The organism is Intestinirhabdus alba (assembly GCF_009711095.1).
GTDB classification, from domain to species: domain Bacteria; phylum Pseudomonadota; class Gammaproteobacteria; order Enterobacterales; family Enterobacteriaceae; genus Intestinirhabdus; species Intestinirhabdus alba.
The window spans coordinates 1-17,736 of sequence record NZ_WMJZ01000051.1 but is presented as its reverse complement, the minus strand read 5'-3'; the positions used below and the strand labels follow the sequence as shown (position 1 = coordinate 17,736).

The window sequence follows — 17,736 nt, the reverse complement described above, 5'->3', positions numbered from 1 at the left end:
AATAATCAGCGGACGCGCTTTTTTGACGCTGATGAGATCAGAAGGATCCTCGACGCTGCGGCACGATACCCCAATAAGGCAGCCGGGGGACTGATAGCCATGCTGTTGTTAACCGGTACACGCAAATCAGAAATGCTGAATGTCATGCACAAACATATTGATCGGGATAACAGGTCGTTATTCATTCCTTATACTAAGAATGGTCGCAGCAGAACTGTGTATCTCAGTGATGTTGCATTATCCATTATTGATTCGATCCCACGGGCTGGCAGCAACCCCTATCTGTTTGCCGTGAAAGATAATGGAAAACCGATATCAGAACCCCGGTGGGCCTATGAAAAAATACTGGCAGAGTGCGGGATAGATAAAAGTGAAGTCTGTTTCCACACTACGCGCCATTCCGTCGCATCATTACTTGTCTCCAGCGGACAGTACAGTCTGTATGACGTTAAAGCCCAGCTTGCGCATGCCAGTATTCAGAGTACGGAGCGCTACGCAAAACTGACACCAGAGCGAATGCGTCAGACCGGGCAGGGTGTTACCGACCTTCTTTTACCCCCCGTAGCTACCAGTAAAGAACAGTGATTTTTGCATCTCTTAAACGTGGAGAATGATTATGCCGTTAACGTGTCCTAAGTGCGGTAGTAGGAATACAGTCACAGAAACTGCCGGAAATATAGCAAAGGTGACTCGCGATGACCGGTTTCTGACATCGACATCCGGTTATATTAGCCCGGAGCAATTACCAGAATTGCTTAAAGAAATCATCAGGGCGATACAGCGTCTATTTGGATTCCTTAAACAGCGTGAAAGAAATAATGCGCCAGTGCTTATCTGCAAGGATTGTGGATATTATGAAAGAATATAGATGACCACTGAAGGCAATTCCAGATTCTTTAGCCTGTCTATGTAACCCCGATACTTAAAACGTATCGGGTTTTTTGTTTATGAGGATTATTCAATGAAATTTATCTCGAACTGGCAAGACCTGCCGTCGCTCCTTCTTCCCGATTCAGTTATGACTGTCCTGAGAAAAGAACTGATACTTCCATTTGATGATGAACTTTCCGCAATGAATTTTTGGGGCGAGGTGGGTGTAACATTAATGTACATTGAACCCGGTGATGTTCCCGAAGATATTAAACGACACGTACTGGATGTAATTCATCATTTAATTGCAAACCCTGAGTTCGTGGTCCATCTGACAGATGAATATTACTTGATGCTATCAATTACAGAAGATAATGGAAATGGTATTTATCTGTTGTTTCATCCTAATTGTCCTCTTAACGGGATTGGTACGTTAATGTCTATGGCAGAATTCCGCTTGTAAATCAGATTAAAATCAGGAGATGCAAATGAGTAAATCAAAATTAGGCAAAAATAATGCTGCGCATGGAGTTCTGGGATTAAATGATGAAAAAGGTGACATTGAGAAGAATATCATTACAGAAGAACAAACATTATCCGAAGACAGTTATAAATTGCTCATTGAGGCAGGACAGGCGGAAAAAATCAGCCCTAAAGCCAGCGGCATACTGACATGGCAACTGGCAATGTCTGAAACGGATAATGATCTCTATCTGCGCCTCATGGCAAATGGCAGCGGTGGATTGTTCTCTAAAGACTGGGTCCCACTTTCTAAGATTGAAAGTGTGCTCGAAGTACAACCGACAACGGGCTTCACATCTGGTGTATTCAGACCACTGTTTAAAGGGGCAAGTGCCAATAATGCCGGTTTCCTGGCCGCTGTTTTACGCTCACCGGATATATGTCTGCTTGAGGCGCACCCTGAGAAGTTGTTTACGCATGTTTTATATGCTGACTGGCGGGCGCGTCTTAAAACACTCAGTAAGGTTGGCGATTGAGAAAGGATTGCGAAGAATTAATTCTTTACCAGAACTGTTATACAACCAGAAACTACTACACACCTCTACTCACCTTTTACAGGAAAATCTATTATGCAAACACAGTATGCCCTAAAACAGGCAGGATTAACGCTGCCTGTCACTAAATTATTTCAGCAGCACATCGTTACGCTTCTGGCAGAACAATCTCAGCAAACATCGGTCAGGGCAGTAGTCATTAATTTTCGTGACCCGGACTACAGTGCAGAATCCGGCGGATTTCATCCGGTTGAAATGCGGTTCATCCGCCAGGATAACGAATGGTATTTCGATTATGTCACAGACTTTAGTTACATGGGGCGAGTCTACCCGGAACTGGAAAAGGAAATGGACTTTTGTTGGTCAGGTCAATACGTCTTCCATTATCTGGCTGGGGATATTTCACTGGCGGCAGAGAGGAATGAACTCTGGTCCTTATGGGAGGGTAATTTTATGGATTACCTGTCTATGGGGATTTACCGGGTAACGGTAACTGTGGAAAGTTGTTGACCTGTTATGAACAGGAAGAAAACGGGCATCTTTGTAATCCTCTTCATGCGCAGTACATCGCAGCATGATGATGATACTGGTTGTACCGGACCGTTCGCATAAAGATGTGCAGACACGGGGGATCTCAGATCCCTCGTGGTTTAAGCCCAAATGTCGCATTACTCAGTGGCTGGGTGATAACGATGACTCCATTACCCCAACGGCAGTTTTACACCGCATAAATAACATCGATATTACAGTGTGTTAGGATCGGTCTTGGCCGATGGATTGTTAAAGCGTAACCATACAGGTACTCATGATGCGTCAGTCACGAGGCGAGAAAATCGCTGAAAGACTGGGGTGGATATTGCTCCAACTCTATACCGGCAATTCTCTGTCGGTTAATGATATTTGCCAGCAGTTTTCTGTATCCCGTCGGACAGGGCGACGGGACTTATTGAGGGTGGAAACAGTAACGGAAGTTATTTCCCCCGGGAAAGTGCGGTTGGCTCCTCTGATAAGAGAGCGAGTCAGGCAAGGAATATTCAAATAATTTTCTCTACATGGACATAACCTGTCCTCGCATTGCATTAGGCTCTACAATGAACCAAAAAAATCACCTTAATGAAGGATGTAACATGAAAAGAACGATAATAGCAGCTCTGTTATTCACGGGTTTTTTGTCACAGGCGCATGCCGGGCTTGTTCAGGTAAATAACCGTGTAGCCTGTTACCTTGCGATGGACAGTATAAACAGGCAACTCATGGAGTCAGATAAAAAGGTCACTGCTGAAATTTACAAATATTTGGAGAAAGAACTACAACGTTATGGCGTTGACGAAGAATCGATTAATGAAAACACCATCGCCCTGGATAATGAACTGCCTCGGGCATACCAGCAGGCAGCGTTTGCAGATAAGTGTGTGACATTTTACCGAAAACCATCAAACAGACAGTAGTCAGAACAGATCATCCTTCTCATCCAAGTGGGTAATAATGATATGAAAAAGATAATTACTGCATGTATTGTGGCCATCATGCCTGTCACCTCAATCGCTGCTTCTGTTTCGCTTGATAGGGCGGGACGTTGTTATGAAGCAACCCGCCAGTCAACCCAAATGGCGATGTTATTGGATCCAAACGCGGCAGAATACAAAAATCTCAACAGCAATGCCAAAGAGCTATTTGGTACGCTCTCCGGTGGCGTAGGTGAAAAAGATTCAAAGAAAGTTCGGGATGCCTGGAAGGCCATTCTGGATAATGCCGGAATGGAAGGTAGCATGGCTAAATCCGATGGGTATAGGGAAATGAAAAAATATCCGCAGGACGTCATTATGCAGGAGGCTAATAAATGTGTCCGTCTTGCAATTAAAGCAGGGATTGTAAAATTCTGATGAATATCGAGGTGTAAACAATTCGGGAGCTGCTGCTCCCGTTACTTTTTTTAGCGGTGTTAGCCAAAGATCCAGTTCCAGGCCTTTTTGAGCCCACTGACTACAGCTTTTTTGGCGGCTTTGACCACCACGCGCAAAGGCGCTGGCAGGGTGTTATCAATAATATCATCAAGAACGCGATCAACCGTATCACCGAATCCTTCCGTTGCCTCTTCTGTAACTGTACGGGTTTTGTGCTCGTCTCTCACCTGAGAAGCGACGCCGCTTTGAGCGTGCTTTGGGAGCGCACGAACCATTGCCTCCACCAAATGGGTCACATTGTATCCCTCACTGGCGGCGACAGCGATCACTGGATGGTCAGTAAACCCAAATCGCTGTGTGATATACGCTTCTTTATCGAGGATATTTTGCATCTGGGATGGAGAAGGCCGGGCGTTGACAACATCCCATTCACGGAATGGCTCAATTTTGTCGACCTGATTGAGCACAAACAGTGTTTTAGCCTCACCGCCAGCAGGGGCCAGCACATTTTTGTAGAAATGTTCATCCGCAGAAAAGGCGCGGTCATCACCTTTAATCACCCAGAGAACCAGATCCAGTTGTGGTAACAGGTCGCGATAAAGTTGTTCATATTCAGCGTCACGCTCAGCATTTTCGCCCACACCCGGAATATCAATCAACCGCACTGAGCGTTTGCCAAACTGGATGCGCATTTCCTGCGTTTCACGGGTACAGGCCGCGATATTGCTGACTGCACAAATATCACCCTTAAAAATCGCATTACATAAGCTGGATTTCCCGGCTCCGGTCTTTCCCATAATGCCAATGACCGGCTCATAACTGATAACGTCATTAATGCGTCGGGCAATACTGTCCCTGATATTTTCAGGTAATATTTCAAGAGCATCCTTCACAGGATTTCGATTTTTAGTTTCTGTATTATTCATCTTGAGCACCATTCTCCATTTTCGCTTTAATTAACGCACACTCGTAATAAGAAATAATTACTTTTAGCAAGGCATTCACTTTTTCCAGATCACGGGGTGCCGCGTAACCGACGATCCCTTTTTTCATAGGGCTGAAGCGTTCCTTGCGGGAAAGGCTCATTGCGGCCAGTTGATCATCAATACCGTGCATTAACAAATGACCGTCTTCGCCTGCACTGAAGTGATTGCAAATCATCTCGGCATGCCGGAGAAGGTTTTCGGGAACTACATTGAATGGCGCGTCAAGCCAGGCTTTAAGATGCGCATTCTGTTCATTATCATTGGCGTCAAGAAGACCGCTGAGTAAGTCCGTTGCTATGTTTTCGAAAAAATTCTCGAGCGCTTTTTCATCTTTATTCATTAGAGGTATCTCCGGTTGATTCCGTACTTTCATTCTGCTCGTATCGTTTCAGGGCAAGGCGTATGTCTTGCGTAACCTGATTACGAATCGATGCTGGTTTTAGAACTTCAACCTCGGGCATCCAGTATTTGATGAGAGGGATAATTTGGCCGAAGTGAGCCACCCGTGAAATCACGAGCAAATCACCGCTTGCGGAAGTGTGAATAATTTCCTGACCCGGCAACAGCGCGCGGCGCAAGAACCACGGGGCTACACGTGCAGAAACTGACATCAGTACTTCAGTAAGCTCTGCGCCATACCAGATACTTTCCGCATTCTCGATTTGCAGATGAATTTCCGGCGACATGGCAAATGACATGTTACTGGGGAGAACCTGTTTCATCGCTGAAATGACGAAACTTTTCAGCACTCCTCCCTCAATGGCAGCGAGATACCAGATCCCTCTGTCACTGACGAGACGATAGGGTTCAATGGCGCTGTAACTTTTCGCTTTATACATAAAGCTTATTTTTTTGCTGCCGCGAATCGCGTCTGACAATGTATTCAACGTAGACATAAAAACCCCACAATTTTCGTAGGGACGCTGTTTGATCAGAAACGGATTATTATCAGCATTGCCCAGCAATATGCCTAACAGGCGGTCATCCCAGCGTGGAAATAACCCGTCAATACCCAGAATACGCGTAAATCGGCGCAAGTCCGTATTGCTGCGCTGTCCCAGTACGCCAACGGGAAGGTGATATTTCTTACCACTGCGAAGAAGGTTGAGATAAGCCAGTCGCTGCGTAAGGTCACGCCGGATGGTCTTATCACAGACATTAAACTCTTCAGCAAGCCCACTCACCGTGACCGATTCACCGTTGTTAAGGCGAGTCAGTATCAATCCAAGGCGATACCCAAGTTTGTCATGCTTATCCATTCAGGCATCCAATCAATTGAAGCTGGAAGGATATTTTCAGTAGGGTGCTGGACAAGATGAGTCCAGGCTGAAGCAGAATTTCTAAAAAATAAAAACCATAAAATTCAGTGATATATTTTCAGCATGGTTTTTGTGGACTCAACCTGTCCATTTTGGGGTCGTTGCGGGAAGCAGCTTTATTACCGGTGCCTCATTACCCCCAAACAGTAAAGCCCACGACAGGGAGCGTGGGCTTAGCAAACAGGTATTCAGCGTGAAGGATTTACAACACTGCCGAGGGCAATGCGAAGCCGGGATATACCGGCTTTATAAGGTCCATCAGGCGATTCATTCGGGAAGTCAGGGAACCAAAGATAATAGGTGGGAGCTTAGCCCGACCTGCATTTTTGACATCACTGGCTGTTACAGAGTAGCCTGCGGCGACCAGCCATGCTGCGACCTCAGTGCTGGTTTGTCTCTTTCTGTCGTCCGGCGTGAGCCCCCATTGATGTTGAGCCAGGGCCCGCAGGAAAAGGCGAACAAGGACATCATCGCTTCGATTTAGTCCTACTTTCAGTTTCAGTGGGGTAAAAACGTTTCTGCAATAGAGAAAATCACACCAGTCTTCCCAGTCGGCTTCATCTTTCAAAGCATGTGTCTGCCGCCAGTCATCGAAAAGCTGGCGTTGCTTAAGTGCCTGTGACATATCATCCCACGGTCGGGAATGCATTAACAAATGCCCTTCATTCATCGTGGGTGTTATCAATTGGCGTTTGAAGTCGAATTCCAGGTTTAACCTGATCTCGGATTCAACAGCGACCAGATCGCTTTCATTCAACCACATATCACGGGTTGAAATGAGAGACCCCCTGCGAAGTTTCTGACCCGGAACCCTGTTCATATAGAGATCTACCATATAGGGGTTATAGTCGTCGCGTGGAATATCAGCAGGGGGTTTAACGCCTGCACGTGCGTGGACGATTGGGAAGCCTTCTGATTCCTTATAGGTCAACTGCCCCCGGGTTTTCATGGCGACCAGTTGTCGGACCTGATGTTTACAGGTCAGCATAGACGAGCCCGGATCCGCAATGTCGCATAACGCCTGAAAACGTGAAGATAGCGGACCAGACATATCGATATTCTCGAGAGAGGCATCTGTCAGAAAACCATCTGTAGTCACACTGACCACTATTGCATTCGGCGGAAGTGCATTCATCAACTCGCCCACCACCGCGCGGACAAATCCCGTGACATGTGCAGCAAAAAATGGCTGGGTGACTGACGAAGGCGGCAGAGGGCTGTTCAGCCCACGGGCGGTATCAAATGCAGTCTTTGCGTGAAGACCCTGAGCGAGTTTTCCATACAGTGAATTTCCGATCTCTTTCCAGAATTTTTCCTCCAGAGACCCTTTATCATGGCGATTACGATTTTCGCGTACCTGTTGCACAAAGGGTAAAAACACGGAGCTTGCTGGTTTTGTCGGGGACGAGGCATTATCAGATTTATACTGACGCCATGGGATTATAATACCGTGCTGAATAGTTATTTCCGCACCCAGAGACAGTGCGAGGGCTATTTCCGGGGCGGTCGCCCATGACTCACCCGTCAAGGGAAAAAACAACCCATACTGGTCTGTTCTGACAGGCAGACAGGGGTAACGTACTGTGTCGGGGAATCGAAAACTGACCAGCGCAAATCCCATGGTATGTCCGCAAAATTCCTCAGGATTTTGGCTCGTATAAAGATTGTCATAATCGGGTTGCAAAACATCTAACAGGCCTGTGGTGTATGCGCCTGCCAAATCGTAGTCATACCATTGGCTTTCAGGGGTGATGCCCATCATAAAGCACTCATTTCGACCGCCGTGATAGCAGTTTATGGCGAACGTCTCATAGAGTTCCCTTGCGGGTATACTCTGCGTCGATTTTAACGTTCTGAATCCATGAGTATCCGGATTCCAGCACTGTTGCGATATTGTCCGGGTACCCATACAGACTTCAGGAGACTGGCCGCTTTCCTTAATGGTCTTGAGAAACCGGGAAACAGCCATCGCACCAATCGTGGTGGGGATGCGCTCAATCATCAGACTTTCAGTGCAGAACGATTTCACCTGTAAGGCATAGCGCACGGCAATTTCGGCATCACGAACTGCATAAGCTTCGAAACCGCGTCGATCGCCTTTTAAATACTGGCGCATATCGCTGATTGAATAAGGGGCTGGAATGGTTAGTTTCGGCAGACCAAGTAATTGGCCACATTCCGCCAGCCCCATCCCACCCGGAGTGATCAACAACGTATCGGTGAACGTCACATTGCTGCAACGGGGCGGGCTGGTCCGTTTATCAAACGTGATGAGGCTATTTTTTTCACGACGATTTTCGACTTCATCAAAATCAATACCGTAGCGGTTTTTAAAACTGCTAACTGTACTGCGAATTCCTTTCAGCAGTATTTTGTGATCGCTCCAGAAATCGGAAAACGAGGCAACATCAGCCCGCAGGAAATGAGCATACAGCGTAATCGAACCCGGCCATTCGTTAATCAGCTCATTCTTCAATAGCGGCGTCAGGGTTTTCGCGAGAAAGTTTTTCAGCGACAGGCGATCTTTTTTGTGGGCGCTGGCGGGGTACAGGATTCCGGGAACACCCGTTCCATCAGGCAGCACGACATAGCTCTGATAAGACAGAATGTCGTTTTGTTTTGTTGCAGGGTTATAGACGTATTCAGTGTCAAAGCCGATATCAAGATGTAACTGGCTACTGACGTCCAGCCGTTTTTTTGATTTTTGCGGTATTAACGGAAAGTTATCAAGCGTTTTAGCGGTGTGGGCGACAGGTTGCGTCACACCCGCCGCATTCGCGAGCAGTGCATTCATGTCAATCATTGGTGTTTCTCTTATTCAGGTGAGCGGTGCCACTACAGGCACCGTGAATTCAGGAGGGAAATCAGATGAGAGCTGTACGAATCTCAGCAAAAAGTTGCTCTTTGTGTTCATCGTCATTGGTCGCGACGAACGAAACAAACTTATCGCTTACTTTAATAACCACGCCATTCGGGGTCTTTTCTACCATCGGCAGGAGTCGTGAGGAGATAAGGCAATTTGCATGTAACCAACGGAAGCGCATTGCTTCAAATTCGCGACCGCCAAGAGCGGTAGTCAGTTCCTGAAATGCATCATCAAGAGTGTCAGATTTGGCTGATTCGCTGACGAGGGTGCCGCCATAGCGGTTAATCAGCATCAGGATAGCCTGCTCGTCTTTCTGAAACAGGCTGACGCCGTATACGAATCTCAGTCGGGCAATGCAGTGATTACCTTCGTAAATAGCCTCGTCAGACAGACCGCTTTTGAAAATGCTGGCATAGACGGTAAATGCGGCTTTCGCAGCCTCGTCCGAATCAAAATGCTCAATGTGCAGTGCGCGGCTTGCCCGGCCAATAAAGTACAGGCGGTTTTCAACGATACCGATGCCACTGACATCAGAGACAGGGATGATCTTATCGCTTGAGTTCACCAGGTAATCAGTGCTGAGTGTTGTTGAGGTTGTCATAATTTTTTCGCCTTATCAGGAAGTAATGTTATTAACGTGAAATTTGGATGTTCGTGAGTTGCTGCCGTTCCCAGGCCTCCACCTCAGATACTGGAAATCGAATAGCACGGCCCAGCCTGATAAACGGAGGGAGTTTCGCCGGATTTCGGGTGATATCGCTGGCAATCGTGCTGGGTGAAATGCCCCAGCGGAGAGCAAGCTGTTTACTGGTGATGTACATAACGGGGCTCCTCTGAGCAAAAAATAGTTAAGGTTCTGTCAGTCACTGCCGGGCCCAGCAATGGTGTGCTCACATTACGAGTTGCGCAGTTAGATGGCACTTCATAAAACTCACAGCTCATGTTGTCAGATTTTTTATTTAAAACTATCAACCACTTGTGTAACTACCGACTGAGTGTCCGCTGCATTGTGAAACGCATAGCGGCGGGTGGCAGTGAGTGAATGGTGATTCAGTAACCGGGAGGCCATGGCGATATCGCTGGTTGCCTGTAGCACGCGGGTTGCAAACGTCCGGCGAAGGTCGTGCATTCGCAGGTTTGCTATACCGGCATCCCGACAGATACGGGCAAAGGTTTCACGCGGATAGCTCAACTGACGAGTGGCGTCGGTAAGGCGAGGGAAAATCCAGGTAGTACTGAGTGCCAGTTGTGCCTGTCTCTGAATAATAGCCACTGCGGGTTTTGCAAGCGGGCAGGTAAATGGGTGCCCTGATTTCGTATCCGGGAGAAGCAACTGCTGTGCATCAGGATGCCAGTATTCCCATTTCAGGGTACAAACTTCACCAATACGCATACCGGTATAGAGCGCAAGCAATATGGCATCAGCAGCGGGCGTGTTAAGGGCTTCAGTGGCAGCTATAAATAATGGAATTTCAGTGGCAGAAAGTGTGCGATACCGAACGTTGTTCTCTTTCAGATAACGAACGTGGGTCATCGGAGAATGATTTATCCATTCAGCGCGTACAGCCAGAGAGCATATCTTTGAGAGCAGAGCCAGAAGGCGGTTTATTGTTGCCGGGCGTAAGGTCGAACGCAGGTCAGCGGCGAATTTTTCGATTTCACCGGCAGTAATATCACGCAGGCGACGCTGTCCCCAGAAGGGAAGGATGTAACGATTGAGCTTCGACAGTTCAGACTGAGGGCTTTTCTTATATAGCTGCATATCAGGAAGCCATAAGTCGTTGATAGCCTGTTCAACGGTATAACGGCGGGACTGTATGGCAAGGCGCTTTTTGCGACCGAGTAGAGTCATAGTATGCAGGCGGGCATCTTCTACACCGATGAGTGGAAAAGTGCCCAGTGTTTCATAAATACGTTGATTGTTGATGGTCGCCCGAAATGCCAGAGTTATACTTTTTTGATAAACAAGTGCCCGCAGATGGGGGCAGTGAATATCACGGTATTCCTGGCAACCTGTCTTCGGATGTGGCAGTTGTTGAAGTGATTTAGTGCTGAAACGCAGATTAATAATGGACATCGTAGTTCTCCTGTGAATGTGTGCCAGGAAAAATACGATGTCAGGTGAACTAATTGCGAGTTGTCATTTTCACAGTTCATCATTTCAATTTGAAACTGTGCTTTTTATTTACAGAGGTCAATTCTCTGTGGGTTGTGACGCCATAAGTTCATTTAGCCCGAGCAAGTGATAGTAATCGGGTGACATATTCCTCTTTGCTGAGACGACCTACATCGTTAATCTTTGAAGGTAGTCCAAGCGCTGTCGATTTTAAGTCCAATAATCCTTTAATAGTTGGGCCATTTTTTTTAACAGCGAGGCTCTTTCCTTCAAGAAAAAGGATGATTTCTTTGGCTGTGGGTTTCCATTCTGGGAAGATAAGCAGTGCAATGTAAATATAGGTTTTGTATAAGATCTGGTTTATGTTTTTTTGGATCCCTGTCAGGTTTTCTTTGTTTCGGGGAATGGTTTCATTAAAAACGAACTTATCAGGGCTGGTTAAAGTGGCTGTATAGCCCTTTTCATTAATAACAGGTCGCATAACCTCATAGGGTATCATTGCAAGAGTAATCAATTGAATCATGTTAGGGTGGTTGAGATAGTTATTTTTGATAAGTCCATCATTTTTCATTAGGTCTATTGTTTTAAATAGGAAAGTGAAATAAAACTCATCACAAAATCGTGCAAAGAAAAGGAGGGCAGTATCCCTGGGGGCCAGGTTTGAAACTTTCGGGAGAGAATTCATGAAATCTGACGAGGTGATATATTTAGTGATATTTTCACATGTATCCTTGAGGGTGCTGTTATGGCTGAGCATTGAAGCCTTTCCATCACAATGGACGAGTTCACTATTTTGATATGTTTTTTCATCCACAAGAGTATTGAGGGTGGTTAGAAATGTGGAAAACGGATGTGTCGAGTCTTTTGATGCCTTATCCAGCAATATCTCCAGAAATACATCAATTTCCTTTAGTGTTTTATCTGGTATTTTATTTTGTTTAATCGATGTACGACCGTAGATATTAATAGCCAGCACTTCGAATTCCTTACATTGTAGTGCGCACCATTTCTCAAGATAATCGGTATTCTGAAAAAAATTAATCTGATTGGACATTGATGCGGATATTGCGAATATCTCGATAGATGCTAATGAGGGACGCATCTTACGGATGCCATCCGGTTGTTCCTGTGTCATCAGATGTAGTAAATCATCCTCAGTAAAAATTTCGGATAATTTATCAATATCATTTTGATATTTAGCGAGGAGCTGAGCATTTTTAGGATGCCGGTCGGGGTGTTCAAGATAGTCTTCAAACATAATGTGCCTCTGTTATTCAGGTTAGATACCCTTTTACTGATGGATGTGTGCAAGGTGGTGCTGTGATTACAAGAGCATGAGTAGGCTATTTACCCCAACGGCAGTTTTACACCATAGCTCAAATCTTGTCTATCATGCTAATATTATTAGAATTTATTAACTTGTAAACATGAGGGCACCGTAAGTCATCTGTCGGTATCAAGTGGACAATTCCCTTCAAGATACTGCGATTCTGGTGTGTTCAAGGGCGTGTCTTGAGGTATCATTTAACGCAGTTTTTTACGATGCTAAGCCCTGCATCGCCAGCTTTTCTTCATACCAGGATGATTCATGAACGACAAAATCAGTCAGGACACGATCAACAAAGCCCTGTGGGCCGCGTGTGATACGTTCCGTGGCACCATCAGTGCTGATACCTATAAAGACTTTATCCTTACCATGCTGTTTCTTAAGTACATTTCAGATGTCTGGCAGGATCACTATGACGAATACAAAGAACAGTATGGCGATGCGCCGGAACTAATTGAAGCGATGATGGCTAACGAGCGTTTTGAACTGCCAAAAAATGCCAGCTTTTATGCGCTGTACGAACGTCGCCATGAGCCGGGTAACGGTGAGCGTATCGATCAGGCTCTGCATGCAATCGAAGAAGCTAACGGAACCAAACTGAAAGATGCCGGGAAAAGCGTGTTCCAGGATATTTCGTTTAACACCGATCGTCTTGGCGAAGAAAAACAGAAAAACACAATCCTGCGTCAGCTACTGGAAGACTTCGCCGGTGAAGATCTCAACCTGAAGCCGAGTCGTGTCGGTACGCTGGACGTTATCGGTAATGCTTACGAATACCTGATCAAAAACTTTGCCGCCAGCGGTGGGCAGAAAGCCGGGGAGTTCTATACCCCGCCGGAAGTTTCTGACCTGATTGCTGAGTTACTTGATCCTCAACCCGGTGACACCATCAGTGACCCGGCCTGCGGTTCTGGTTCGTTGTTAATGAAGTGCGGACGTAAAATTGTCTCCGGGCATGATAGTCGTAACTATGCCTTGTTCGGTCAGGAGGCGATTGGGTCTACATGGTCGTTGGCGAAAATGAACATGTTCCTTCACGGCGAAGACAACCATAAAATCGAGTGGGGCGATACCATTCGTAATCCGAAGCTGCTCGATAAAAATGGCGACCTGATGCTGTTTGATATCGTGACCGCTAACCCGCCGTTTAGTCTGGACAAGTGGGGCCATGATGAGGCCGAGAACGATAAGTTTGGTCGTTTCCGTCGCGGTGTGCCGCCGAAGACTAAAGGCGATTACGCCTTTATCTCGCATATGATAGAAACCCTTAAACCGGGAACGGGTCGTATGGGGGTAGTGGTACCACACGGCGTACTGTTCCGTGGCTCCAGCGAAGGCAAAATTCGCCAGAAACTGATTGATGAAAACCTACTCGATGCGGTGATTGGCCTGCCTGAAAAACTGTTCTACGGTACGGGTATTCCTGCTGCGATTCTGATTTTCAAAAAACAGAAAGTGGATGACAAGGTGCTGTTTATCGATGCCAGCCGCGAATTTAAGGCAGGTAAAAACCAGAACCAGCTCAGCGAAGAAAATATTGAGAAAATCGTCAAGACCTACCGTGATGGCGATAACGTCGAGAAATACGCCTATCTTGCCAGCCTGAAAGAGATTCAGGACAACGATTACAATCTCAACATCCCTCGCTATGTCGATACCTTTGAAGAAGAAGACGAGGTCGATTTGCTGGCCGTACGCGCCGAACGCGAGCAACTGAAGGCGGAACTGGCGAAGCTGGAAACGGAGATGGCGGGGTATCTGAAGGAGTTGGGTTATGATTCCTAAGGGGTGGTCATCTCAGAAACTCTCATCGGTTGCGTCGATAATCGATTGCAAACACAGGACTCCTGAGTACGTTAAATCGGGAATACCACTTGTCTCACCGGGGACGATAAAATGGGGAGCCTTAGATCTGATTTCACCTGTAAAAAGAGTTACAGAAGAAGAATATCGCTCTCTGATGGATCACTGTGTTGTTGAACAAGGTGATTTGGTTATGAGTCGTAACCAGTCTGTCGGTGTTGTTAGCTATGTGGATTCCAAAAAGCCATTTGTATTAGGGCAAGACACTGTCTTAATTAAACCAATCCATGCAGATTGGCGGTTTATTTACTACACATTACAATCAGATTTAGTCCAGCGACAGATAGCAAAAAGTGCAGGTGGTTCTACCTTTTCTAGAATTAACCTTTCTGATATTAGAGCGTTAAACATAAAAACTCCTGCTATTTATGAACAAGATAAAATATCTCAAATTCTGTCCGCCTGGGATAAGGCAATTTCGGTGACGGAAAGCCTTCTCGCCAACAGTCAACAGCAGAAAAAAGCCCTGACGCAGCAATTGCTTACCGGGGAAAAACGCTTGCTGGATGAGAATGGGGTGAGGTTTAGTGGGGAGTGGAAAATTACTAAACTAATACAAATGGGCAAAGTTGTATCCGGTGGAACACCTGATACAAACATGGCCATGTATTGGGAAGGCGATATTCTATGGCTTACCCCAACTGATGTTACTGCATTAACGGGTAGGTTCGTTAGCAATACTAGTAGAAAAATTACTCCTGCGGGATTACTAAATAGCTCAGCTGTTCTTTTGCCAAAAGGTAGTTTGATGGTATGTACAAGAGCTACTATTGGTGCTTTAGCAATTTCGACATCGGAAATTTGTACCAATCAAGGTTTTAAAAACATCATTCCGAATGAAGGGTTTAATATCGAATTTATTTATTACTTGTTGCAAATGAACACAAATGAGATGATCAAAAAATCATCTGGCTCAACATTTTTAGAACTTTCCAAGAAAGATTTTGAAACTTTAAGCTTTTCTTGCCCATTTATTAAAGAGCAACAAAAAATCGCCGCCGTGCTGTCCGCTGCTGACACCGAAATCTCCACGCTGGAGAAAAAACTCGCCTGCCTGAACGACGAGAAAAAAGCCCTGATGCAGCAATTACTGACCGGAAAACGTCGTGTCAAAGTAGACGCTGAAGAAGCCGTGAGCGCTTAACGCGAAGAACAAGGAAAGCTAATGAACCAGACGTACACGCCAAAATTCCAGGAAGAATACAGTGCCAAAATTCCGGCACTGACATTACTGACCAGCCTTGGTTGGACGTTTTTACCCCCGAAACAGATTATGGATTACAGGGGCTATAAACAGGATGAGGTGGTGCTGCGTCCGGTTCTGCGTGAGGCGTTGTCGAAGCGTTCCTTTATGGCGAGCGGTAAAACTTGCCAGTTATCGGAAAAGGCACTGGATAACCTGATATCGCAGGTTTGTTCTCCGGCGCTGAATGAAGGGCTGCTGAAAGCCAATGAGCGGATGTACAACCATCTGCTCTACGGTATCGCCGTCACCGAATTTGTCGATGGCAAGAAGGTCAACCCCACCATAGCGCTGATTGACTGGGAACACCCGGAAAATAACCAGTTCCACTTTACTGAAGAATTTACAGTATTGCGGTCGGGCGGTGTCGAAACTCGCAGACCGGATATTGTCTGTTTTGTGAATGGTATTCCGCTGGCAGTTATTGAAGCGAAAAGCCCGGCTGGTCATGGCAAGAAAGGGCCAACCATTGACGAAGGTATATCCCAGAGTATCCGCAACCAGTTCAACGATGAAATCCCGCATCTGTTTGCCTACAGCCAGGTATTACTGTCGATTAACGGGCATGACGGTCGCTACGGTACCTGCCATACGCCAATGAAATTCTGGGCGGCATGGCGCGAAGAAGATATTACCGATCCGCAGATGTATGCGCTGCGCAACCATCAGTTATCGACTGAACAAATTCATGCGTTGTTTGATCATCGTCCTTCAGCCGATCTCGACTGGTACCAACAGTTAATAGCCGCTGGTGAACTGGCTGTCAGTGGACAGGATAAGCTGCTTATCAGCCTGCTTTCGCCGGAGCGTCTGCTGGAGATGACCCGCTTCTTCACCCTGTTTGATAAAAAGACCGGGAAGATAGTCGCTCGCTATCAGCAGGTGTTCGGCATTAAAAGACTGCTGGAACGCATCAGTACTCGCAGACCGGATGGGGGCAGGGAAGGTGGGGTGATCTGGCATACCACAGGGTCAGGTAAATCTTACACCATGGTGTTCCTCAGCAAGGCGCTGATTCTTCATGACAGCCTGAAGCAGTGTCGTATTGTGGTGGTGACGGACCGTGTGGACCTTGAAGGGCAGCTCAGCGGCACTTTTGCCTCAGGTGGTGAACTGGCAGGGAAGGATGATAAGGCCAAAGCGATGGCGACCTCAGGTCAGAAGCTGGCACAGCAGATTGGCTCTGGTAAAGAACGTATAATCTTTACCCTTATCCAGAAATTTAACTCAGCGACAAAACTTCCTGAATGCGTCAACACCAGCCCCGACATCATCGTTCTGATTGATGAAGGACACCGTAGCCAGGGCNCCATTGCTAAAAGAAGATAAGACCACCAATAAATTCGGGCCGATTGTCCACGCTTATACCATGCAGCGAGCGGTAGAAGATAAAGCCGTTACGCCTTTGCTGTATGAAGAACGTATTCCCGACCTTGAGGTTAACGATCGGGCAATAGATGCATGGTTTGAACGTATTACCGATGGGTTAAGCGAGGCGCAAAAAGCCGACCTTAAGCGTAAATATGCCCGTAAGGGTGAGGTTTATAGTGCAGATGACCGCATCCGGCTGATCGCACTCGATATCGCCACGCACTTCTCGAAGAATATTGATGAGGGGCTGAAAGGGCAACTTGCCTGCGACAGCAAAATCTCCGCAATTAAGTATAAAAAGTATCTTGATGAAGCCGGGTTGTTTGAATCAGCGGTGGTGATCAGCCCGCCGGATACCCGTGAAGGGAACACCGAGGTGGATGAAAGCAAACTGCCGGAAGTGACGAAATGGTGGAAGGATAATGTCGGCACGCAGGATGAGTCTGTGTATACCCGCAATATCATTAGCCGTTTCGATACCGATGATAAGCTTAAATTGCTGATCGTCGTTGATAAACTGCTCACCGGGTTTGATGAACCGAAAAATACCGTGCTGTATATCGACAAGCCGCTTAAATCACATAATCTTATCCAGGCTATTGCCCGGGTGAACCGACTGCATCCACTGAAAAAGTTTGGCCTGCTGATTGATTATCGCGGCATTCTTGCTGAACTGGACACGACGATCGGTAAATATCAGGATCTGGCCTCCCGAACTCAGGGGGGATACGACATCAAGGATATTGATGGGTTGTACAACGCCATGAGTTCTGAATACAAACGTCTGCCTCATCTGTATAACCAGCTGTGGGCAATATTTGCTGGTGTCAAAAACAAAAATGATACTGAGCAGTT

At 46.5% G+C, this 17,736-nt stretch carries 17 protein-coding genes and 1 pseudogene; 10 read left to right on the top strand and 8 right to left on the bottom strand.

What is annotated here, in order from left to right; all coding sequences use genetic code 11:
* From GJV78_RS21145 to GJV78_RS21115, 7 genes are all read left to right on the top strand, one after another.
* On the top strand, positions 1-585 hold a 585-nt coding region (locus GJV78_RS21145; RefSeq protein ID WP_155110091.1), incomplete at its 5' end, for a tyrosine-type recombinase/integrase.
* 376 nt (positions 586-961) lie between these two features.
* Complete coding sequence (locus GJV78_RS21140) at positions 962-1,333, top strand: hypothetical protein (protein ID WP_230979202.1); 372 nt, start codon at positions 962-964, stop codon at positions 1,331-1,333.
* Between the two features lie 25 nt (positions 1,334-1,358).
* Positions 1,359-1,868, top strand: coding sequence for a hypothetical protein (locus GJV78_RS21135; RefSeq protein ID WP_155110090.1), 510 nt, complete (start codon positions 1,359-1,361; stop codon positions 1,866-1,868).
* Positions 1,869-1,961: 93 nt separating this feature from the next.
* The gene (locus GJV78_RS21130) at positions 1,962-2,396 is read left to right on the top strand and encodes a DUF2787 family protein (protein ID WP_063135756.1); all 435 of its coding nucleotides are present in this window, start codon (positions 1,962-1,964) and stop codon (positions 2,394-2,396) included.
* A 295-nt stretch (positions 2,397-2,691) separates the two neighbouring features.
* Positions 2,692-2,928: a DeoR family transcriptional regulator gene (locus GJV78_RS24205; protein ID WP_080473482.1), complete on the top strand. Its 237-nt coding sequence runs from the start codon at positions 2,692-2,694 to the stop codon at positions 2,926-2,928.
* 85 nt (positions 2,929-3,013) lie between these two features.
* Positions 3,014-3,334 (top strand): hypothetical protein, encoded by a 321-nt coding sequence (locus tag GJV78_RS21120; RefSeq protein ID WP_155110089.1) that lies wholly within the window; start codon positions 3,014-3,016, stop codon positions 3,332-3,334.
* A 42-nt stretch (positions 3,335-3,376) separates the two neighbouring features.
* Positions 3,377-3,769, top strand: a complete 393-nt coding sequence (locus GJV78_RS21115; protein WP_155110088.1) for a hypothetical protein — start codon at positions 3,377-3,379, stop codon at positions 3,767-3,769.
* A 59-nt stretch (positions 3,770-3,828) separates the two neighbouring features.
* Here the strand turns inward: GJV78_RS21115 and GJV78_RS21110 are convergent, their stop codons facing one another.
* The 8 genes from GJV78_RS21110 to GJV78_RS21075 form a co-directional block, all read right to left on the bottom strand.
* Positions 3,829-4,716 (bottom strand): GTPase family protein, encoded by an 888-nt coding sequence (locus GJV78_RS21110; protein WP_155110087.1) that lies wholly within the window; start codon positions 4,714-4,716, stop codon positions 3,829-3,831.
* Positions 4,709-5,116, bottom strand: a complete 408-nt coding sequence (locus GJV78_RS21105; protein WP_155110086.1) for a hypothetical protein — start codon at positions 5,114-5,116, stop codon at positions 4,709-4,711. The genes GJV78_RS21110 and GJV78_RS21105 overlap by 8 nt, the downstream gene beginning before the upstream one ends.
* Positions 5,109-6,035, bottom strand: a complete 927-nt coding sequence (locus GJV78_RS21100) for a helix-turn-helix transcriptional regulator (RefSeq protein ID WP_155110085.1) — start codon at positions 6,033-6,035, stop codon at positions 5,109-5,111. The genes GJV78_RS21105 and GJV78_RS21100 overlap by 8 nt, the downstream gene beginning before the upstream one ends.
* Before the next feature lie 262 nt (positions 6,036-6,297).
* A complete protein-coding gene (locus tag GJV78_RS21095; protein ID WP_155110084.1) occupies positions 6,298-8,898 on the bottom strand; it encodes a DNA polymerase type-B family protein in 2,601 nt (866 codons plus the stop codon).
* Positions 8,899-8,959: 61 nt separating this feature from the next.
* A complete protein-coding gene (locus GJV78_RS21090; RefSeq protein ID WP_155110083.1) occupies positions 8,960-9,562 on the bottom strand; it encodes a hypothetical protein in 603 nt (200 codons plus the stop codon).
* Positions 9,563-9,593: 31 nt separating this feature from the next.
* Entirely contained in the window at positions 9,594-9,782 is a 189-nt protein-coding gene (locus GJV78_RS21085; protein ID WP_048206749.1) for a helix-turn-helix transcriptional regulator, read from the bottom strand.
* 134 nt (positions 9,783-9,916) lie between these two features.
* Complete coding sequence (locus GJV78_RS21080) at positions 9,917-11,038, bottom strand: tyrosine-type recombinase/integrase (RefSeq protein ID WP_155110082.1); 1,122 nt, start codon at positions 11,036-11,038, stop codon at positions 9,917-9,919.
* A 148-nt stretch (positions 11,039-11,186) separates the two neighbouring features.
* Positions 11,187-12,335, bottom strand: coding sequence for a hypothetical protein (locus tag GJV78_RS21075; protein ID WP_155110081.1), 1,149 nt, complete (start codon positions 12,333-12,335; stop codon positions 11,187-11,189).
* Between the two features lie 330 nt (positions 12,336-12,665).
* On the opposite strand from GJV78_RS21075, the gene GJV78_RS21070 reads away from it, so the two are divergent.
* From GJV78_RS21070 to GJV78_RS21060, 3 genes and pseudogenes are all read left to right on the top strand, one after another.
* Entirely contained in the window at positions 12,666-14,189 is a 1,524-nt protein-coding gene (locus GJV78_RS21070; protein WP_155110080.1) for a type I restriction-modification system subunit M, read from the top strand.
* Positions 14,179-15,411, top strand: a complete 1,233-nt coding sequence (locus GJV78_RS21065; RefSeq protein ID WP_155110079.1) for a restriction endonuclease subunit S — start codon at positions 14,179-14,181, stop codon at positions 15,409-15,411. Before GJV78_RS21070 ends, GJV78_RS21065 begins: the two co-directional genes overlap by 11 nt.
* Before the next feature lie 21 nt (positions 15,412-15,432).
* Positions 15,433-17,736: pseudogene (locus tag GJV78_RS21060) on the top strand (type I restriction endonuclease subunit R); the annotation flags it as partial.